Source organism: Flavobacterium sp. 2 (assembly GCF_049949195.1).
In the GTDB taxonomy this organism is placed as follows: domain Bacteria; phylum Bacteroidota; class Bacteroidia; order Flavobacteriales; family Flavobacteriaceae; genus Flavobacterium.
This window is the reverse complement of sequence record NZ_CP188206.1, coordinates 3,226,744-3,248,682: the sequence shown is the minus strand read 5'-3', so window position 1 is coordinate 3,248,682 and position 21,939 is coordinate 3,226,744. Positions and strand designations below refer to the sequence as shown.

Genomic DNA, 21,939 nt, shown 5'->3' with positions numbered 1-21,939 from the left:
TAGATAAAAAAAAGAGTCAAGACTAATTTAATTTCGTCTTGACTCTTTTTTTTATATTCAAAGTTGAGAAATCTATATTCTTTATTCTTTATTCTATACTCTATTTTCTCTACTTCACCATAACCCCTTCAACAAACAAAATCGGCACTTCTTCCATATTATTTTCGTTGATTAGGTTTGATTTGAAGATGAATTTCTTGTCGTATAAAGTATTTCCAATGAAGAAAGTCACCATAAATTCGTTATTCATAACCAAAAGACTTTTCTCTATCATTTCGATTTTTACTACCGAAACTGCAGGAACTTCAACAAATGCGTGACGCAGAATCGAAGTTTTTTTCATTTCGCCATCAATAGTTCCAAATGCTTTTGAAACTACCATTACGCTGTCTAAATTAAAGTCGCTATCATTTACTAGATAAGCGTACCACACTTTTTCCATAAAATCGTCGCTCCACTCCTGCACTGCTGCAAGAAACACATTTTCGACTTCTGGAATTATTATATCTTTTTTCATTTTTAGTGAATAGTAAAAAGTAAATAGTGATTAGAAAGAAAGTTCTTCACTAATCACTATTCACTAGTAACTTATTTTTTAAATATTTGATTTGAACTGCTCTAAGAAACGAACATCGTTTTCATAAAACATTCTGATATCGCCAATTTGGTATAAAAGCATTGCAATACGCTCTACTCCCATTCCGAAAGCGAATCCGTTGTATTCATCTGGATTGATATCACAGTTTTTAAGAACGTTTGGATCAACCATTCCGCAACCTCCAATTTCCAGCCAGCCAGTTCCTTTTGTGATTCTGTAATCTGTTTCGGTTTTTAATCCCCAATAAATATCAATTTCAGCACTTGGTTCTGTAAATGGAAAATATGATGGACGAAGACGAATCTTTGATTTTCCGAACATTTCTTTAGTAAAATAAAGCAATGTTTGTTTCAAATCGGCAAACGATACATCTTTGTCAATATACAAACCTTCCACTTGATGGAAAATACAGTGTGAGCGAGATGAAATCGCTTCGTTTCGGAAAACACGTCCTGGTGAAATCGTACGGATTGGCGGTTTATGATTTTCCATATAACGCACCTGCACAGATGATGTATGTGTACGCAACAACACATCAGGATTTGTCTGAATGAAAAATGTGTCCTGCATATCACGCGCCGGATGATATTCTGGCAAGTTCAATGCAGTAAAGTTATGCCAGTCGTCTTCAATTTCCGGACCTTCAGAAACATTGAATCCAATATTGGCAAAAATATCTATAATCTGATTTTTAACAATCGAAATTGGGTGACGAGAACCTATAATTACTGGCTCAGCAGCACGAGTCAAATCACCAAAAGCACCTTTAACTTCTTCTTTGCTTTCAAGCTCTTCCTGAATAACTCTAACTTTTTCTTCAGCAACAGCTTTTAAAGTATTGATTACTTGTCCAAAATCTTTTTTCTGATCATTTGGAATATTTTTAAACTCAGTAAAAAGTTCTTTTAATAACCCCTTACTTCCTAAATATTTAATTCGGAATTGCTCTAAAGATTCTTTATTTTTCTCATTAAAGGCTTTTGCTTCCTCTATATGTACTTTTATCTTATCTATCATTTTCCTTCGGTTCTTGAGAATACAAATTTAGTGTTTTTAGTTTAAAGTGTCTAGTCACAGTCACAGTTTTCAGTTTTGAAATCAATAATTCTGTAAACTACGACTATCACTGTAGCTAAAAACTACTCGATAAGGTTTCTTTCTAAAAAATAACTTACAATGGCTTCTTTCATCAAAACCGATTGTTCTCCGGCTTTCAATGGTGGCAATTGCTCTTTTATTTTGTAATGTGGCCATCCATCTTCATCAAAATATTCGAATTCATAAAATCCGTAAGGTTCTAATAATCGACATATTGCGATGTGCATTAAGTTCAGTTTTTCATCTTTTTTGAATTCGCGGTGTATTTTCCCGAATTCCTGAACTCCAATAAGGTAAATTATGGCATCCAAATCCAAATCTTCGCCTTGCGAAAATTGATTTGAAAGTATATCAACGAGCTTTTCCCATCGCTCTTTTAGTTGTGTATCTCTAGACATTTTGATTTATGATTTTAGATTGTAGAGATTTTAGATTGCGGATTAAAAAATCTATTCTGAGGGGGCAGAATCGCAATCTGAACTCTAAATTTGAATTGCAAAGATACATAGTTCACTACATTGCACCTAAAAAAATAAACACATACAAAAAAAGCACTACAAAAAACCTCTGAACCTTTGTCTCATTGAACTTCTGAACCTCAAAAAAACATATCTTTGCGCCTCATTAAACACCAAACCAAAACATGAGTTTTTTTGACATTATAGTAGGCGCGCTTTTATGTTACAGTTTATACAAAGGCATAAAAAATGGCCTTTTTGTAGAAGTTGCTTCTTTTATTTCTTTGTTATTAGGAATTTATCTTGCAATTAAATTTTCGTCATTATTGACCGGAATGATTTCAAAACACGTTTCCTGGAATCCAACAAACATTCAAATTACGGCTTTTATCCTCACTTTTATTCTGGTTGTAATTGGTGTTTACTTTTTAGCCAAAATATTAACCGGAATTGCCGATTTTGCGATGTTGGGCTGGATGAATAAACTGGGCGGCGGATTTTTCAGAGTTTTAAAAACCATCCTGATTCTGAGTATTTTTATCGCTTTATTCGAAAAAATAAACTTCAATAATACTTTTGCCAAACAAGAAACTTTAGACAAATCTATTTTTTACAATCCAGTGAAAAAAGTGGCTGCTTTCGTGTATCCTTCTATCGAAAAGTGGTACGAAAGTTTTAAAAAAGAGAACAGCAAAAAAACGGAGGAAACATCAGAAACTGAAAAACAATAATTCGCATATTAAATAATATTTAGAAAACATTTCACTTTCAAATATTTGCGAGAAATAATTTATCTTGCTCCGTATTTCCAACAACCGATTTTAACCAAAAATCCAAACCATGTTGTACTTAACGGGCATTATAATTACCTTTTTTCTGGTTGTTATTCTGGCAAGCAAAAAAGATAAAAGTGAAGCTGATAAAATTTTGGCCTTTTGGCTGTTTTTTACCGGATTTCACTTGTTTCTATATTATCTGCATTATAAAAATGATTTCGCTTCATTCCCGTTTTTGTTAGGTTTTGAATTGCCAATGCCTTTGCTGCAAGGTCCTTTTTTGTTTTTATATACTTCGGCATTGACAAATCAGAATCAGCATAAAAAATACAATCTTTTGCATTTTTTGCCTTTTGTAATGGCTTGCTTAATTCTCATTCCGTTTTTTGAACTTTCTTTTGAAGAGAAATTAAAGGTTTTTCAAAACGAAGGAAAAGGATATGAAAATCTGATTTTGATTTTATACAGCGCCATTTTAATTTCGGGAATCACGTATGCTTTACTTTCACTTCGGAAACTTTCCAAACATCGAAAAAACATTTCAGAAGCTTTTTCTTCTACTGAAAAAATCAATTTGCGCTGGCTTCAATATTTAATTCTTGGTTCGAGTATTATTTGGCTTGTTGTCATTTTGTTTAATGATGAATATATTTTTTCGGTTGTTGTTTTTTATCTGATTTTCATTGGCTATTTCGGAATCAAACAAGTTGGAATTTTCACGAATCAGGCTTTTTCTGAAAACAAAATTTCCAATATCTCTTCTGTAGAAAATATCGAAACTGAGAATTCATCTGAAAAAATAAAATACGAAAAATCAAGTTTGACCAATTCTGAATTACAACTTTTGCATCAAAAATTAATTCAAATTATGACCGATGAAAAGCTCTATAAAAATCCAGATTTGACTTTAGCCGATTTATCTCAAAAATTAAATATTCATTCCAATGTTCTTTCTCAAGTCATCAATTCTGCCGAAGAAAAAAACTTTTACGATTACATTAACTTGCAGCGTGTAGAAGAATTCAAAAAACTGATTCTTTTGCCCGAAAATCAAAAATTCACTTTGCTTTCAGTCGCTTTTGAATGCGGATTTAATTCAAAAACAGCTTTTAACCGAAACTTTAAAAAAGCAACCGGACTTTCTCCTTCCGAATATTTGAAATAAGTTTTTTTGTTTCTCGCAGATTCCACAGATTTAAACAGATTTTTAAATCATTTTAATCCAAATAATCTGTGGCAAAATAACTTCATATCTTTGCAAGCAAATTTCAACACAAAAAACTTAGCAACTTAGCGCCTTAGTAACTTAGCATCTTTAAAAAAAGAACCACCTTACAAGTTGGGGCGACCCGTATAACACTGAAATACATCTTTGCATAAAATTTTAAAAAATTATGCAATGAAAAACAAGATGTTATATTCAGCAGTAATAGCCATTTCGATTTTCTTTTTTCTTGGATGCGAGAATGAAAACGAAATTGACGGAGTTGGGAATTTAGTTCCAAAAACAGTCGATCAAGATTCTTCATTACCTTCTATTTTTATTAACGGAACGCAGCTTCACGCAGAAACTTTTGGCAATCCAAACAACCCGATGTTGGTATTTCTTCACGGCGGTCCTGGCTCTGATTATCGAAACGGACTTAATGTACAACAACTCGCCAATGAAGGTTATTATGTGATTTTTTACGATCAACGCGGTTCTGGATTATCAAAAAGACATGACAAAAACAGTTATTCAATTCAGTTAGTTTTAGATGATCTTACAGAAGTGATTCAATATTATCGTACTTCTCCAAAGCAGAAAGTTTTTCTTTTTGGACATTCCTGGGGCGCAATGCTGGGAGCGGCGTATGTTAATTCCTATCCTGATAAAATCGACGGATTAATTCTTGCTGAACCAGGTGGATTAAACAAACAACTTTTGGATGATTATGGCGAAATGAGCCGCAAAATCAATATTTTTTCTGAAGTTACCAGCAATCTTTTATACGTTGATCAATTTTTAACCGGAAAAGAAAATCAGCATGAAATTCTGGATTATAAATACGGAATTTCTTCAAGTTTCTCTTATGCAAAAGGCAATAAAGAAGGCATTCCCGGACCGTCGCCTTTTTGGAGAATTGGAACAACGGTTTTAGAAAGTTTCACCGATATCGCCGAAAATGATGGTTTTGATTTTACCACAAACCTCAAGCAATACACTACTAAAGTTTTGTTTTTGTACGGAGAATTAAATCAATCTTATGGTTTAAGTTTTGCCCAAAAAGAAGCCGCTTATTTTCCGAATTCAGAAATTTCAGAAGTAAAAGGAACCGGCCATGAAATGATTTATTTCAAATGGGAAAATGTGCATCCGATTATTCTGAAGTATTTAAACGAATTAAAATAACCGCCATGAAAGCAATAATAGTATTTATCACTTTTCTCATTTCACTTTTCACATCTAATTTCTCACAAGCTCAAAACATTAATTGGGAAAATCTCAAAAGCAATGAAAAACATATTTTAAATGCAAACGCAGGTTGGGAATATAGTTTTGTTTACGGATTTAGTTACGGTTATCATTTAAAAACCAAAATGCCAATTATTCTAGAAAGTTCGTTTTCCTTTGCTTCTGGCGAAGTCATTTTTGATGATTTTAAAACGAAAATCGGCGGACAAATAAATGTTTTCCAAATTAAAAATTTCCGTTTTAATGCCGCAATTCACGGAATTTACAGACGATATGGAAATCCGTTAGTGACTTTGCAGAATTTTGGTGCCGATGCTTCAACGACAATTGGTTATTATAAACCAAAATGGTTTGTTGCAGGCGAATTTGGTTTTGACAAAGCCATCGTAACACATTTTAAACATACCGATATTTACAAAGAAGTTTATCCCGATGTGAAAAATGGTTGGTTTGAGCCCACAACGGGAGGAAATTTCAACTTTGGAATTCAGGGCGGTTACTCTTTTTCCCGAAGCGATTTGACTTTAAGAGCTGGAAAAGTAATCACCGAAGATTTTAAAACAGAACCCTTGATTCCTTTTTATTTGCAGATTGGGTATAGTTATAAATTGGAATAATATTTTAAACATAAAAACAAACCCGACAGGTTTTTAAAACTTGCCGGGTTTAACTATAAAATGGATATTGTTATTAAAATTTGATTTCTAACTTTTCACCTTTTTTCAAAACGATTTCCTGCTTTTTATCCCCGAAAATCAAAGTTGTTTTTCCACCGATTTTAGAAGAAACGATCAATTTTTGAATCATTTTGTTGCTCCAATTCATTTCAATTTCAAATCCGCCTCTTGCGCAAATTCCTTTTACAGAACCTTCTGCCCAAGCGTCAGGCAAAGCAGGAAGCAAACGAATCTCATTTTCATCCGACTGAACCAACATTTCAGCAACGGCAGCAGCGCCACCAAAATTTCCGTCAATTTGAAATGGCGGATGCGCGTCGAATAAATTAGGATATGTTCCTCCTCCTCGTCTTGGCTTATCAGTTTTCTTTTTATCCGGATCTACGTAACGCAGTAATTCTCGGTACATTTTATACGCGCGATTTCCGTCCCAAAGTCTTGCCCAGAGATTAATTCTCCAACCTTTTGACCAACCTGTAGTTTCGTCGCCTTTTATTTCGAGCGTTTTTCTCGAAGCTTCAGCCAAATCTGGTGTTTTTAATGGCGTAATATGATTTCCAGGAAAAAGTCCAAATAAATGAGATTGATGACGGTGTTTTGGTTCGTTGTCATCCCAATCAAAATACCATTCTTGTAAATTTCCTTTTTTACCAATTTGATACGGATGAAATTTCTCAAGCGCTTTTTCTAATTTTTCTCTAAAAGCAGCATCTGTATTTAGCACTTTTGAAGCTTTTATGGTTTTATCAAAACATTCGCGAATCATTGCCAAATCTGCAGTTCCTCCATATAAAGTAGCTCCGACAAAACCATCTGCTAACTTATATTGATTTTCTGGCGAAGTAGATGGCGATGTTATTAAATTTCCATTTTTATCTGTCACAAGCCAGTTTAAACAAAATTCGGCTGCACCTTTCATTAACGGATAACCTTCTTTTTTCAGATAAGCTACATCTTTCGTAAAGGTATAATGTTCCCAAATATGCGTACTCAGCCATGCGCCAGCTATTGGCCAACACGCCCACATTGGTTCTTCTTTTCCAAATTGCCCAACCGGATTGGTCATTGCCCAAATATCTGAATTATGAGCAGCTGCCCAGCCCTCGTTTATTCCATAAAAAGTCTTTGCCGTAACTTTTCCTGTTACCGAAAGGTTTTTTATGAAACTTAAAAGAGGCAAATGCATTTCGGAAAGATTCGTATTTTCTGCCAGCCAGTAGTTTTCTTCCAGATTAATATTCATTGTATAATTGCTGCTCCAAGGCGGGTTCACATAAGGATTCCAAAGTCCTTGTAAATTTGCCGGAACACCAAGTGTTCGAGATGAACTGATCAATAAATAACGCCCGAAATTGAAATAAAGAATTTCGAGATTTTTATCTTCTTTCCCTTCTGAATATCGTAATAAACGCTCATCTGTTGGTAAGTCTGGCGCTGTGGTTTTTCCTAAATCTAAACTGACGCGATTAAAGAATTTTTGATAATCGGCAATATGAGATTCTTTTATTTTATCGAATGATTTTGCATATGCTTTGTTCAAATTTTGCAATGCATTTGTAATATCGTCTTGACCTTCAGCTGCAGGATTTTTGTCAAAGCCATTAAAACTAGTTGCAACAGAAACGAAAATAATAGCTTCTGTCGCATCTTTTAAAGTCAACGATTCTCTTGAAGTTGTAATTTTTCCGTCAGTTTTTTTGATTTGGACTAAAGTCGTAAATCTTGTCCCTCTTTCTTTTACGCTTTCATATTTTGGCAAAACAGTATATCCTGCATTTTCGTGAATTGGCGCAGAACCTGTCATTACCAATATATTACCTTTTACTTCGACATTAGATTGTAACAGACTTTTTAAATTAATATCAAAATTCAAAGCGCCTTTTTGATCGGCGGTTAATTTGATTATCATGATTTGATCTGGCGCTGATACAAAATATTCACGTGTATATTTTATGCCTGCCATTTCGTAACTTACTTTTGAAATTGCATTTGAAAGATCGAGTTCGCGATGATAATTTACAGCACTTCCTTTTTCGGAATTATTGATTTCTAATGTTCCTAAAGGCGAATACGATTCCGAGTTTTTGCCTTGAACTTTTTTATTTAATTCTTCGGCCAGTTTATAATTTTCATTTTTTAAAGCTTCGCGAATTACCGGAATGTTTTTGTAAGCTTCCGGATTCATATTAGCATTTACAGGTTCACCCGACCAAAGCGTAATGTCATTCAAATAAATTTTATCTGAATTTGCACCACCAAAAACAGTTGCTCCCATTATTCCGTTTCCTAAAACAAGACTTTCTTCAAAAAATTCTGCCGGTTGTTTGTACCATAAAACACTTTTGGATTGCGCCGAGATGTTTATATAGTAAGATGTGAGAAGTAAAATGAAAAATGTCTTTTTTATGAGGTTTGAATTCATGATTGCATTTTGGTTAGAAGTGTAGTTTCTACAATATTAATCATTCTTGAGGAATTTTCATTTGTATTTATAGACATTTTATGCGCGTGAGGGATAGGAGCAATCCGCCTCGGCGGAGCGTATAGCCCGATTCCGTTAAGATAACGGGATCACACCCAGAAACTTTTTACTTTTTACTAATGACTACTTACTCACTTTATATATTTCGTTTGCCGTAATCAGTTCCCAATTATCAGTTCTGAAAGGAGATGCTGGAAATTTTTCTTTATTGAAAAGATTAATTTGCGTGTCGTCGTCTGCCCAGCCGTAATGAACTGCAATAGGGTTTTGAACTTTGTCACTTGAAACAATTATTTTATTGTCTTTGATTATCGCTTTCGCGGAATGAAAAACTTTATCTGCGCCGGCGATTTCGAAACCTTTTAATTCATCGTTATTTGGCGTTGACAAGCCACTACCGATATTATCGAAAGTAAGGATAATTTGATTTCCTTTTATTTCCTGCGATTTATAAGTTGGTCCGCTGAAAACCTGTTTTTTGCTGTAAACATTATTTAATGCAATTGCTGCCAAGCGAAGTCCAACATCTTGTTTGTTAGTTGGATGAATGTCTTTTGCATTTCCGATATCTGTCGTAACCGCCATTCCGGTATTTTTCAATTTTAAAGTTTCAGACTGTGCTTCGCGAAGTTCTGCCCAACGGCTTCCTTTTTTGCTGTTTCCTCCGGTTTCATCAAAAGTCGATAATTGAACGAAATAAAAAGGAAAATCGCCCTGTTTAAACTTTGTTCTCCAATCTGTAATCATTAGCGGAAAAGCTTTTTTGTATTGATTTGCTCGCCAAACATTCGCTTCGCCTTGATACCATAAAACGCCCTCGATTGCATAAGGAATTAACGGATTTACCATTGCATTGTACAATAATGACGGATAACTATTTGGCGATAAAGCTGTTTTTACAACAATTACTCTAAATTTCCATTTTCCGTCAAGCGGAATAACTTTGCTTCCTAAAGTTAACTTTAGATTTTCCGATTCTCCATAAATACCTCCGCCTCCGCCGTTATCGACAATTCTCACGGCAATTACATTTTTTCCTTCTTTTAAAACATTTTCTGGTATTTGATAAATACGTTTGACATCATATTGAAAATTTTTTCCAACTTCAATTCCGTTTACGTATGTAATATCTTCGTCGTCGATTTTCGCTAAACTCAGCGTTGCTTTATTTTTGATATCTTCTGCCGAAAGCGTAATAGTTTTTCGCATCCAAACTACGCCGTCTAAATCGCCAAGATGTTGACTTTCCCATATGCTTGGCGTGTTTAATTCGCCCCAGGAATTATCGTCAAAAGAAAGTTCTTTGAACGTATTTTCATTTGCTGTACTAACTGGAGTTCCTTGAATTTTCTCGATTCTTTCGTTCATTCGCTTTGCGTATAATTTTGAAATAGAATCGACATTCATAACCGGAACATCGGCAATCATGTTTTTAAATTCAGGGTTTTTTTCGAATGCTTCACGGCTTGTCCAGGTTTCAACATTGGTTCCGCCCCAAGAAGTATTGATAATACCGATTGGAATTTTTAATTCCGAATATAATTTTCTGGCAAAATAAAACCCAACTGCAGTGAAATTACCAACTGTTTCTTTGCTTGAAACTTCCCATTTTCCTGCTTTTAAATCGTCTTTTGGTATTCCACTAAAATCTCGCTCAACACCAAAATGACGAATCATAGGATACTCCGCATTATTCATTTCGTTTTCGGCGTTGATCGTTTTAGAAACCTGAAATTCCATGTTCGATTGTCCGCTGCAAATCCAAACTTCTCCAACTAAAACATTTTTAATCGTGATTTTATTTTTTCCGATAATAACAAGCTCAAAAGGTCCGCCGGCTTTTTCAGCATCTAAATTGACAGTCCATTTTCCGTTTTTATCGGCCTGTGTTTTTTTGATTTGTTTGTTGAAATGAATTTCTACTTTTTCATTGACATCAGCAAAACCCCAAACCGGAATTGCTTTATTGCGTTGTAATACCATTCCGTCTGAAAATAGTAGAGGCATTTTTACATTGGCGTTTGCCATTATGCCACATAGGAGTAAAAAAAAGACTGTGATTTTTTTCATTTTTTCTAATATAAAATAGTAAACCATATAAGGAATATAAGTGAATTAAGCTAACCGTGAGGCTGAACTTAATTCACTTATATTCCTTATATGGTAAATTTAATGTTTTCTTCTTACTGAATTATTATAGCAATCTCAGTTTTGATATCTCTTGATGAATTTCCGATTTTCAGCGTATATTTTCCTGGCTCAACTGTCCATTTTTTTGCTGAAACATCATAATATGCTAATTCTTTTACCGGAATTTGGATTGTAACCGTTTCAGAACTGCCCGATTTTACTAATACTTTTTTGAAACCTTTTAACTCTTTTGAAGCACGGGTTACTTTAGAATCTGCTTTTGAAGAATACACCTGAACAACTTCTTTTCCATCAACTTTTCCGGTATTTTTTACATCAACAGAAACAGAAATAATTTCGTTTGAAGCATATGAAGTTTTGTCTGTTTTTCCATTTTCTAAAGCAAAAGTGGTATATGATAATCCGTAACCAAAAGGAAATAACGGTGCAATATTTTTAGTATCAAACCAACGGTATCCAATCAAAAGTCCTTCGGCATAATTAACCGATTTTCCACCTGGAAAACTTTTTGTAGCATGCGCTGGCGAATCCATAATATTTTTAGGCATTGTCCAAGGCAGTTTTCCTGACGGATTTACTTTTCCTAAAATAACATCGGCTAAAGCATTTCCTCCTTCAGAACCATTAAACCAGCTCCAAACCACAGCAGGCGATTTTTTAGTTACTTCATCAATATCAAATGGCGCGCCGGCAATCATAACCACAATAGTTCTCGGATTTACGGCCAATACTTTTTTGATTAATTCTTCCTGTCCAAAAGGCAATTTCAAAGTTCTTCTGTCAGAAGCTTCTGTTTCATAATCACGATTTGAACCAGCAAAAATCACCGCAACATCCGATTTTTTAGCCGCTTCAACTGCTTCTTGCACTTTTGCCGGATCTAATTCGTCAATAGTTACCGGACCGTTTAATGTAATATCGCCTAATTTTCCTTTATTTTTTTCGTCATAACGTTCTAAATAACCTTCAGCATAATTGATTTTTATTGAAGAAGGCAATCTGTTTTTCAAACCTTCAAGTGGCGTAACTTCTCTTTTTGTTTTTACTCCCGCTCCAAATCCACCTAAAGAATTTTTCTTCACTGCATTGTTTCCAATTACAGCAATAGATTTAACGCCGTCCAGTTTTAATGGTAAAGCATTATTATTGTTTTTCAATAATACAATATCTTCTGCTGCAATTTTGTAAGCATCTTGGTAATGCGCTTCTGTTGCAATACTTCCTTTTGCTCGTTCGCCTCCGCCCATTGCTTTTACTTGGAACAAAACTCTTAAAATGCGTTTTACATGCAGATCAATTTCAGATTCTGAAATTTCTCCGGCTTTTACTGCCGCAAGTAATTTATCTGCCAGGAAAAATTCGTTGAATGGTTTTGGTGTTCCCATTTCAATATCTAATCCACTTTTTAGAGATTTTACCGTTGAATGCACCGCAGCCCAATCTGAAACGACAACGCCTTTAAATCCCCATTCATCGCGCAGGATTTTATTTAGCATATAATCGTTTTCACATAAATATTCGCCTCTCAATTTATTGTAAGCGCCCATTATTGCATACGATTTTGCTTCTTTTACTGAAGCTTCAAACACAGGAAGATAAATTTCGCGAAGCGTTCTTTCATCAATTTGAACATCTACAAAATCGCGATTTGTTTCCTGATTGTTTGCTGCATAATGTTTTACGCAAGCCATTACGTCTTTTTCCTGAAGTCCAACAATCAAAGGCACAGCGATTTTCTTATTCAAAAATGGATCTTCGGACATGTATTCATATGTTCTTCCTCCAAGCGGTGTCCTTACCATATTAATTGCTGGTGAAAGCAACATGTCTTTATCTCTTGCGCGAAGTTCTTCTCCCAAACTATTTCCGAAAGTATGCGCCATTTCAGCATTCCAAGTTGCAGCCAAACCGCCTCCAGCTGGATAATAAGTTGCAAAATCATTTGTTAATCCGGCTGGTGCCCAGCTGTCTCTGGAAATTTCCTCACGAACTCCAAGTGGACCATCGGCCATTTTTAATTCCGGAATACCTAAGCGCTCAACAGCTCCAGTACTGAACATACTGTTTCCGTGTAGCATCCCAATTTTTTCCTCAAGTGTCATTTGAGAAACTAATTTATCTATTTCGGCATCGTGTTCTGACCCGATTTCTTTTCCTTTATATTCTTCTGTCTGTGCATTTTCTGAGATAGCTGTTTTTGCATCATTTTTACAAGAAGCAAATAATACAAAAGCCAGAGCTGCCGACAGGTATATCATTTTGTTTTTCATTGATTGTGGTTTTTGGTTTTTGATAGTTATGTTTTTTTAAATCTAAAATAATTATAATTTCTTGAATCTTACTGCCGCGCCACCAGCACCGCCTAAATGCAATTTCAGAACATCTGAAGCTTTTACTGCCTTCTTTGAAATTGCAACGGCTTCCGGGTTGTGTTTTTGATCAGTTTTTTCGGCATCAGCATAAATCTGTGCCTCGTAATTTGCATTAGAATCTAAGAAAGAAAGTGAAATTTCAACCTCTCTTGGTTTTTCATTTGTCAAAGTTCCTAAGTACCAGTCAGCGCTGTTTCTATCTTTTCTTACTGTTGTGATGTATTCACCAATTTTTCCTTCTAAGATTTTAGTGTCTTCCCAATCTGTTGGAACATCTTTTAAGAATTGTAAAGCTGGTTTTCCTTCGTAATTTTCTGGAAGATCAGCCAACATTTGGATTGGAGAATAAATTGTTACATACAATGCCAATTGCTGCCCAACTGTTCCCTGAATTCTTTTTCCAGGATAACCTTGTTTTACCTCAACATCAAAAATTCCGGGCGTAAAATCCATTGGTCCGGAAAGCAATCTTGTAAACGGAATAATAGTTAAGTGATTTGGCGGATTTCCTTCGCTCCAGGCGTTATATTCTTGTCCGCGCGCTGCTTCTCTTGAAACCATGTTTGGATAAGTTCTTCGTTCTCCGGTATCTTTTATTGATTCGTGATATAAAACGGCTAAATCATATTGTGCTGCTTTTTCTAAAATATATCTGAAATAATTTACTCCAAATTGCCCAAAGTGCATTTGTTTCATATTTAATTTAGAACCTACGTGGCCAATTTTTACCGTATGAATTCCGAGTTTTTTGTATAATTCAAAACCGTCATCAACTTGTTTTAAATAGTTAATTAAGTTTGAACCTGTTTCGTGATATCCTATTAATTCTACATTGCTTTTCTTTCCGTATTCCACGACTTTTTCTAAATCGAAATTATCTGCGGTTTTGGTAAAACTGAACATATGCATTCGGTTTTCATACCAACCCGGCGTCCAGCCTTTGTTCCAGCCTTCGATTAATAAATGATGGAAACCTTCTTTAGCTGTAAAATCGATATATTCTTCGGCATGTTTGGTTGTTGCACCTTGTTTTTCACTTTCCCAAAAAGTGTATTTCCCAATGTGCATTCCCCACCAAATTCCTAAATATTTATAAGGTTTGAAATAACTGTTTGTGTTTTTTAATTTGTTTGGTTCATTTAGATTTAAAACCAAATATGAAGTAATCAATTCTCCCGGATTTTCTCCAATTTGAATAGTTCTCCAGGAAGAAGTAAACGAATCTTTTACACGAACTTTTACACCATCAGCCCACGGCACTAAATCTGATTTTAATTCTGTTCCTTTATTGTTTACCAAAGTCATACTGGCAAAATCTACCAAATTTGCTTCGTGAAAACTTAAGGCTAAACCACTTTTACTCTCAATTGTTAATGGAGTCAAAACGGTATCCAAAGTACTTACTGGAGCATCTTTAAAAAGATATTCGTCTCGGTTTTCTCTGTTTGCCGGAATCCACCATGCTTTTCCATCTTCTTTTAAGTTAAAAGTCGTTTTTTCATCCATAATGAAAATACTGTCTTTTACATTTTGTTTTGGATAAACATATCGAAATGCAACTCCGTCATCGAAAGCTCTAAACTGAATTTGTAATTTTCTTTTGTTTCCTGTTTTTTGCTGTAAATCGACTACTAATTGATTGTAGTGATTTCTAATATTTTTCTTTTCTCCCCAAACTTGTTCCCAAGTTTCGTCAAAAGTCGAAGTTTTAGTTCCTTTTATTTCAAAATTTGAGCTTAGGTTTTCGTTTCCTTTTAAAACAAATCCCATATCTGATGAAGCAATCACTTCTGTCTTCCCATGAGAAACGGCATATTTTGGAGCATTTTGTACCAACTCAAATTTGATTTTATTTTGTCCGTTTGGTGATGCCAATTCATAAGCGTCTTTCTTTTTCTGACTGTATCCAATCAAAACTGAAAGCAATAAAGCGGGAAGAATTAAGTGTTTTTTCATGATATTTTTTTGTTTTTTAATAAATCGGACGGAATTAGGCTTCCGCCCGATTTAAAACTCAATAAAAACTTATTTTTAATATTCGCTACTCATATTTTATTCTGCAGTAATTACAATTGTTGCTGATTTTAATCCATTTGCTTTAGCGGTTAATTCCAATCTTCCAGATTTAGTATCCGATTGAACGATCACTAAACATTTTCCGTTAAGAGCAGTATGTTTTGAACCTTTATACGATTCGTGACTTACCGGATCACCGCTGCAAACGCCTACTATTTTTCCGTTTCCTTTTAAAGAGAAATTGATTTCATTATTTGCATTTGGAGCCAAAGTTCCATTTGCATCTAAAATATCTACCGTTACAAATGACAAATCATTTCCATCTGCTTTAATGGTGCTCCTGTCTGCAGTCAATTTTAAATTTTCAGGATTTCCGGCTGTTTTGATTTCGGTTTCTAAAACTGTTTTTCCGTTTTTACGAGAAACCGCTTTTAATGTTCCGGCCTGATAAGGAATTCTCCACATTACGTGCAAGTCGTCTCCTTTTTTGCTTCTGATTCCAACAGATTTTCCGTTTAAGAAAAGTTCAACCTCATCGGCTTTATTATAATAAGCCCAAACATCGACAGTTTGTCCCGCTTTCCAGTTCCAATGTGGAAAAATGTGAAGTACGGTTTTGTCTGTCCATTCGCTTTGGTACATATAATAAACATCTTTCGGGAAACCGGCTAAATCTACAATTCCGAAATATGAACTTACCGATGGCCATTCGTATGGAGTTGGTTCTCCGATATAATCAAAACCTGTCCAAATGTACATTCCAGATAAGTAATCGTGTTTTTTAATCACTTTCCAGGTTGCTTCATGCGTAGAACCCCAAGGCGCCTGAACCTGATCGTAAGCAGAAACTGTATTGCCCGGATTTCCATCAGTAAACTTAAGATCCCATCTTACCGGCCATTTTTTTACAACATCCGAAACATTGTCATAATAACCACGAGTCTCTAATCCTGAAGTAGTTTCAGTTGCAATAAAAGGTGTTTTTGGGAAATATTCTTTATGATGTTCATACGTTTGATGCGCATAATTATACCCGATTAAATCTAAAACTCCAGATGCCGCAATTGGGTTAACCTGAACATTCTTTTTTTCAAATTGAAGCGTTACTTCATCGATATTCATATTAACCGGCGGATTCATCGCTGCAGTAAGCGGACGAGTTTTATCATAATCACGCACAATTCCCGCTAATTCTTTTGCAATTTGCACTCCAGTTTCGCTCCACTGATCTGGAATTTCATTTCCAATACTCCAAATAAAAACACTTGCGTGATTACGATCACGAAGCAACTGGTCAATCAAATCTTTTTTATGCCATTTTTCCCAGTCGTTTGCGTAGTCGTATTTCGTTTTATTTGTTTTCCACATATCAAAAGCTTCATCCATAACAATGAAACCCATTTTATCACATAAGTCTAAAAGCTCTGGAGCGGGAGGATTGTGAGAAGTTCTGATTCCATTAACGCCCATTTCTTTCAGAATTTCTAACTGGCGTTCGATTGCGCGTGTGTTGATTGCAGAACCTAACGGACCTAAATCGTGATGCATACAAACTCCTTTGATTTTAACTTGTTTTCCGTTTAAAATAAAACCTTTGTCAAGATCAAACTTAAAATCTCTGATTCCGAAATTGGTTTTGTATTGATCTACAACTTTATCGTCAAGCGAAATTTCCGTAACTGCCGTATACAATTCCGGTTTGTCAACTGACCATAAAATCGGAGTTTCAATTTCTGCAGATTGTTTAATTATCGAATTGGCGTTTGCTCCAATTGTTATGTTTTGAGTAACCGATGTTACTTTTGTATCTTCTTTATAAATTATTGTCGTTACAACTGCTTTTTTTGAATCCGAATTTTGATTCTGAATAGTAGTTTCAAAATTAACTGAGGCCTTTTCAGCAGTAACTTTTGGTGTTGTCACATAAGTTCCCCATTGTGCAACGTGTAATTTATCTGTGGTTTCTAACCAGACATTTCTAAAAATTCCTGAACCCGAATACCAGCGTGAATTCGGCTGTTTTGAATTGTCAACCTTAACAATTATTTCGTTGTTTTTTTCTCCATAATTTAAATACTGAGAAATTTGGTATTGAAAACCAATATAGCCATTTGGACGTTTTCCTAAATAATGACCGTTTATCCAAACTTCACTGTTTTTGTAAACGCCGTCAAAAGTGATTGAAGTTATTTTTGTACTGTCTTCTGCAGCAACTTTAAATGTTTTTTTGTACCAGCCTAATCCTCCGGTTAAAGAACCTCCGCCATATCCGGCTGGGCTTTTTTCATCAAATTTTCCTTCAATGCTCCAATCGTGCGGAACATTTAAAGTTCTCCATTTTGTTGAAACGCCAATGGTATCTTTATCAACGATGCTGTCATTGAGATGAAAACTCCAATCAGAATTAAAAGAAACTTTTCGGCTGCTTAAGGCCTCTTCGTTTTTCTTGCATGAACTGAATAATGTAATTACTGCCAGCATTAAGAATGCCAGTTTACCGCTTAAATATTTTCTTTTATTTTTCATTTAGATATAATTTTTTGAAAATTTTTGAAAAACAAATATAAACATACCATTCTGTGACTGTATCAATCTCCTACCGGTTAGTTTTACATATTTAAGTAATTAAAGCCTTGGTTTATAGTAGAAAATCACTCAAATATGATCTTTTCCAACTCGGCTTTCATTTCTTATAAACATAATGATGCTGAAGCTAATCCAACAAGCGTATTAATTAAATTTCAAAATTAAATCAATAACACCTTATGGTTAAATAGACTACAAGTATAGTGCTAATTTTCTATTTTGGCAAAATATCATATCTATTTTTCTTTTAATTTGCATAAATTTGAACCTAAGATTGACAATAAAATAACCTAAAAAAGGGTTAATTTCGAATTTTAAACACCGTTTATAAAGACAAAAATGACATTTCTTTCTCCTAGAAAACTCGAAAAACCAGACAGCAGTACAGCCATTGATGGCATTACGATTGACTGCGTTATTTTTGGATTCAATAAAGCTAATTTGGAAGTACTTTTAGTGCAGCATGCCGAAGGGGAAAGTATTGGAAAATGGGGTTTGCTTGGAGGTTATCTTAAAAAAGAGGAAAGTGCTGATGAGGCCGCACAGCGAATTGTCTACGAACTTACAACACTCGACAACATCTACTTAGAGCAACTGAAAGCTTTTACAAATCCAAATCGTGTCAGCGAACGACGTGTTGTAACTATTGGCTACTATACTTTGGTAAATCGTGAAGACTATAATATCAAAGCAAATCAAACGGTTATTGAAGCAAAATGGTACAAAATCAATGAGATTCCAGATTTGATTTTTGACCACAACGAAATTCTGGATTTTAGTTTGATGCAACTTCGAAACCGCGTACGTCAGGCGCCCATTGGTTTTAATCTTTTGCCTGAAAAATTCACTTTGTTGCAGTTAATGCATCTTTATGAAGAAATTCTCGGAATTGAATTGGACAAATCGAATTTCAGACGAAAAATTCTTCATATGAAACTCCTTGTTGAACTTGACGAAAAACAACAAGACGTTTCGCACAGAGCCGCAAAACTCTATAAATTTGATCCTGATATTTACAAAAAACTGACTGAAAAAGGATTTAATTTTGAATTTTAGCGTTTCTTTTGAATCTCAGTTGCCAACTATCGGGCAACTACATTTCAGAATCCAAAACTTTGCGCTATCTTTGCGCCTTAATAACATGCTCTAAAGCAATTGCTGCAGTGCAATTTATACCCAGAAAAAGACTTAAACTCGATTAGAGAACTGATATATTAAAATGAAGAAGATACGTAACTTTTGCATTATTGCACACATTGACCACGGTAAAAGTACACTGGCAGACCGATTATTGGGCGCTACACAAACCGTTACAGCTCGTGAAGAAAAAGCACAATTGCTTGACAACATGGATCTGGAGCGCGAGCGTGGAATTACCATAAAAAGTCACGCCATACAAATGGAATATACCTACAAAGGGGAAGAATATATTTTAAATCTAATTGACACTCCTGGTCACGTTGACTTTTCATACGAAGTTTCAAGATCGATTGCTGCCTGCGAAGGTGCGCTTTTGATTGTTGATGCTGCTCAAAGTATTCAGGCACAAACTATTTCGAACTTATATTTGGCTTTAGAAAATGACTTGGAAATTATTCCGGTTTTGAACAAAGTCGATTTACCAAGTGCAAATCCAGAAGAAGTTAGTGACGATATTATTGATTTACTTGGATGTAAATTAGAAGATATTATTCATGCATCTGGAAAAACTGGTTTTGGTGTTGAAAATATTTTGGCTGCCATTATCGAAAAAATTCCAGCTCCAAAAGGAAATCCTGATGAACCATTACAGGCTTTGATTTTTGACTCGGTTTACAATCCGTTTCGTGGAATCGAAGTAATCTTTAGAGTTGTAAATGGTGAAATCAAAAAAGGGCAAAAAATTAAATTCATGGCTACGGACAATGAATATTTTGCTGACGAAATTGGAACTTTAAAATTAAACCAAGTTCCTAAAAATGTGGTTTCTGCGGGAGATGTTGGATATTTAATTTCAGGAATTAAAGAAGCACGCGAAGTAAAAGTTGGTGATACAATTACTGATGCAAAAGTGCCGACAACGAATATGATTACGGGTTTTGAGGATGTAAAACCAATGGTTTTTGCCGGGATTTATCCAGTTGATACTGAAGATTACGAAGATTTGCGTTCTTCTATGGAAAAACTGCAACTGAATGATGCTTCATTAGTTTTTGCACCTGAAAGTTCTGCGGCATTAGGATTTGGTTTCCGTTGCGGATTCTTAGGAATGCTTCACATGGAAATTATTCAGGAACGTTTAGAGCGTGAGTTCGACATGACTGTAATTACTACAGTTCCTAACGTTTCTTATTTGGCTTATACCAAAAAACACCCAGAAACGCCATTAGTTGTAAACAACCCTTCTGATTTACCGGAACCTTCAAAACTAGACAGAGTTGAAGAGCCGTTTATCAAAGCAACTATCATTACAAAATCTGACTTTGTTGGAAACGTAATGAGTTTATGTATCGAAAAACGTGGTTTAATTACCAACCAAACATACTTAACAACAGAACGTGTTGAATTAAATTTTGACATGCCATTGGCGGAAATTGTATTCGATTTTTACGATCGTTTAAAAACAGTTTCTAAAGGTTATGCTTCTTTTGATTATTCTCCGATTGGAATGAGAACTTCGAAATTAGTTAAATTGGACGTTCTTTTGAATGCACAAACAGTTGATGCACTTTCTGCATTGATTCACGAAGATAACGCATACAATATCGGTAAAAAAATGACCGAGAAATTACGCGAGTTAATCCCAAGACAGCAATTCGATATTCCGATTCAGGCTGCAATTGGTGCTAAAATTATCGCTCGTGAAACGATTAAAGCACTTCGTAAAGACGTTACCGCAAAATGTTATGGTGGAGATATTTCGCGTAAGCGTAAACTTCTTGAAAAACAGAAAAAAGGTAAAAAACGTATGCGTCAGGTAGGAAATGTTGAAATTCCACAAGAGGCATTTATGGCTGTTTTAAAACTTAACGACTAAGCTTTAGAAGAAAGAATCAAGAAACAAGATTATAGAAAAAACCCGATAACTTTCGTTATCGGGTTTTTTGTTTTTATGCTGAAGGTTGTGTAAAAGACCAACCTGCTATGATTAAATCCCGAACGACTTCGTTTCTTTCCGCTCCATCTTCCAGCGTATAAATATCATGTCCGACAACAAAAGACTCTGTCATTTTCTTTGATCCATAAATACCTCCAAAAATCATTGCAAAAATTCCTCCCACTACAACAAACGGATTAAGCACCATGAAGTTATAAACCAAAAGAGAAATTGCCGCCACAATAGCAATTCCTGTTATTAACTGTGACTTCGAAGTTGATTTTTCATGAATTGTTTTACAAGAAGAACATCTTGGAATTCCGATTAAAATTTTAGAATATTTAACCGATCGGTATACGATAATATTAGTTCTGTCTGCTTCTACAAAAAGCGGTACGAAATAGCACTCGCTCATGCTTTTCATATGATCTCGTTCGCAGTAGGTACATTTGGTTTCGTGCGGTTCGAATCTTTTATAATGTTCATTAAAAGAGTAATTTTCAATCATAAATTTAGTTTTTAAATTAGTCTGAAGGTAAAATTTGGGATAAAATATATTTAATCAATAAACCCGGACCGAAAGAAAACAATAACGGAATAAGAATTTCTAAATTCAAAATAGTACTTCTTCCTTTAAAATAGAAACCGCAGGCAAAAGGCATAATCACAGCGGCTATAGCATAACCAACCATTCCAGGAATTGGATTCTCCTGGTTTCCATAGTACCCACAAAAACAAGCAACCACGATAGATATTAGAATTACTAAACCATCATTTCCACCAAACATACCCAAGAAAGTTGTAATCATAATCACAGCACCAAAAGCAACATTGCTTCTTTCTTCAGTTGCTTTGGCTTCTTTGGTTTCTTCATAAAGATCATCTTTATGGCTTTTGATTACTTTTGTTAAAAGTTCTTTTGCTGTAACAGGATCATAACCTAACCGAATTAAATCAATCAGTTCCTGATTCGCATCAAAAGTTCCAGCACGAAGCTTTTTTTTAATTTCTTCTTGCTTCGCATACGAAAAATCAGTCTGCATTTGGTTTGTTTTTAGTTGCGTTAAAAATACATCTTTTTTTAAATCAGCTACTAAAGGGAATAAAAATAATTAACAAGATAGTTCCTGATATTTCAAAACTGTCTCAATTTGGGACAGCTTTTTTACTTACTAAAATTTTGAACCTTTGTAT

16 protein-coding genes are annotated in these 21,939 nt (G+C 34.8%); 6 read left to right on the top strand and 10 right to left on the bottom strand.

Translation table 11 applies throughout. The features are described 5' to 3' along the window. Window positions 1-109 precede the first annotated feature (109 nt). The 3 genes from ACNFIH_RS13850 to ACNFIH_RS13840 all read right to left on the bottom strand — a co-directional run bounded on the left by ACNFIH_RS13850 (window position 110) and on the right by ACNFIH_RS13840 (window position 2,094). Window positions 110-517: a hypothetical protein gene (locus tag ACNFIH_RS13850; RefSeq protein ID WP_426483599.1), complete on the bottom strand. Its 408-nt coding sequence runs from the start codon at window positions 515-517 to the stop codon at window positions 110-112. Window positions 518-595: 78 nt separating this feature from the next. Further along, window positions 596-1,615: a phenylalanine--tRNA ligase subunit alpha gene (pheS, locus tag ACNFIH_RS13845; RefSeq protein WP_426483598.1), complete on the bottom strand. Its 1,020-nt coding sequence runs from the start codon at window positions 1,613-1,615 to the stop codon at window positions 596-598. A 122-nt stretch (window positions 1,616-1,737) separates the two neighbouring features. Continuing rightward, entirely contained in the window at window positions 1,738-2,094 is a 357-nt protein-coding gene (locus ACNFIH_RS13840; RefSeq protein WP_035652978.1) for a hypothetical protein, read from the bottom strand. 245 nt (window positions 2,095-2,339) lie between these two features. Here ACNFIH_RS13840 and ACNFIH_RS13835 point away from each other — a divergent pair, with 245 nt between their 5' ends. The 4 genes from ACNFIH_RS13835 (at window position 2,340) to ACNFIH_RS13820 (ending at window position 6,002) form a co-directional block, all read left to right on the top strand. Further along, window positions 2,340-2,885 carry a CvpA family protein gene (locus ACNFIH_RS13835; RefSeq protein WP_426483597.1) on the top strand — a complete coding sequence of 182 codons (546 nt, stop codon included), beginning with the start codon at window positions 2,340-2,342 and terminating at the stop codon, window positions 2,883-2,885. Between the two features lie 109 nt (window positions 2,886-2,994). Further along, a complete protein-coding gene (locus ACNFIH_RS13830; protein WP_426483596.1) occupies window positions 2,995-4,095 on the top strand; it encodes a helix-turn-helix domain-containing protein in 1,101 nt (366 codons plus the stop codon). Between the two features lie 234 nt (window positions 4,096-4,329). After that, entirely contained in the window at window positions 4,330-5,322 is a 993-nt protein-coding gene (locus ACNFIH_RS13825) for an alpha/beta fold hydrolase (protein WP_426483595.1), read from the top strand. 5 nt (window positions 5,323-5,327) lie between these two features. Beyond that, the gene (locus ACNFIH_RS13820; protein ID WP_426483594.1) at window positions 5,328-6,002 is read left to right on the top strand and encodes a hypothetical protein; all 675 of its coding nucleotides are present in this window, start codon (window positions 5,328-5,330) and stop codon (window positions 6,000-6,002) included. Window positions 6,003-6,075: 73 nt separating this feature from the next. Here the strand turns inward: ACNFIH_RS13820 and ACNFIH_RS13815 are convergent, their stop codons facing one another. The 5 genes from ACNFIH_RS13815 to ACNFIH_RS13795 all read right to left on the bottom strand — a co-directional run bounded on the left by ACNFIH_RS13815 (window position 6,076) and on the right by ACNFIH_RS13795 (window position 17,609). Continuing rightward, on the bottom strand, window positions 6,076-8,484 hold the full coding sequence (locus ACNFIH_RS13815) for a glycoside hydrolase family 95 protein (protein ID WP_426483593.1): 2,409 nt from the start codon (window positions 8,482-8,484) through the stop codon (window positions 6,076-6,078). A gap of 183 nt (window positions 8,485-8,667) precedes the next feature. Then, complete coding sequence (locus tag ACNFIH_RS13810; RefSeq protein WP_426483592.1) at window positions 8,668-10,551, bottom strand: sialate O-acetylesterase; 1,884 nt, start codon at window positions 10,549-10,551, stop codon at window positions 8,668-8,670. 176 nt (window positions 10,552-10,727) lie between these two features. Continuing rightward, window positions 10,728-12,965 carry a glycoside hydrolase family 3 C-terminal domain-containing protein gene (locus ACNFIH_RS13805; RefSeq protein WP_426483591.1) on the bottom strand — a complete coding sequence of 746 codons (2,238 nt, stop codon included), beginning with the start codon at window positions 12,963-12,965 and terminating at the stop codon, window positions 10,728-10,730. 51 nt (window positions 12,966-13,016) lie between these two features. After that, on the bottom strand, window positions 13,017-15,023 hold the full coding sequence (locus tag ACNFIH_RS13800; RefSeq protein WP_426483590.1) for a glycoside hydrolase family 97 protein: 2,007 nt from the start codon (window positions 15,021-15,023) through the stop codon (window positions 13,017-13,019). 96 nt (window positions 15,024-15,119) lie between these two features. Beyond that, window positions 15,120-17,609 carry a glycoside hydrolase family 2 TIM barrel-domain containing protein gene (locus ACNFIH_RS13795; protein WP_426483589.1) on the bottom strand — a complete coding sequence of 830 codons (2,490 nt, stop codon included), beginning with the start codon at window positions 17,607-17,609 and terminating at the stop codon, window positions 15,120-15,122. A 399-nt stretch (window positions 17,610-18,008) separates the two neighbouring features. On the opposite strand from ACNFIH_RS13795, the gene ACNFIH_RS13790 reads away from it, so the two are divergent. Together ACNFIH_RS13790 and lepA are read left to right on the top strand one after the other, a co-directional pair. Then, a complete protein-coding gene (locus ACNFIH_RS13790; RefSeq protein WP_426483588.1) occupies window positions 18,009-18,725 on the top strand; it encodes an NUDIX hydrolase in 717 nt (238 codons plus the stop codon). A 163-nt stretch (window positions 18,726-18,888) separates the two neighbouring features. Then, on the top strand, window positions 18,889-20,685 hold the full coding sequence (gene lepA / locus ACNFIH_RS13785) for a translation elongation factor 4 (protein WP_035652957.1): 1,797 nt from the start codon (window positions 18,889-18,891) through the stop codon (window positions 20,683-20,685). 73 nt (window positions 20,686-20,758) lie between these two features. On the opposite strand, the gene ACNFIH_RS13780 is transcribed toward lepA, so the two are convergent. Continuing rightward, the gene (locus ACNFIH_RS13780) at window positions 20,759-21,253 is read right to left on the bottom strand and encodes a hypothetical protein (RefSeq protein WP_426483587.1); all 495 of its coding nucleotides are present in this window, start codon (window positions 21,251-21,253) and stop codon (window positions 20,759-20,761) included. A gap of 16 nt (window positions 21,254-21,269) precedes the next feature. After that, window positions 21,270-21,788, bottom strand: coding sequence for a hypothetical protein (locus ACNFIH_RS13775; RefSeq protein WP_426483586.1), 519 nt, complete (start codon window positions 21,786-21,788; stop codon window positions 21,270-21,272). Window positions 21,789-21,939 lie beyond the last annotated feature (151 nt).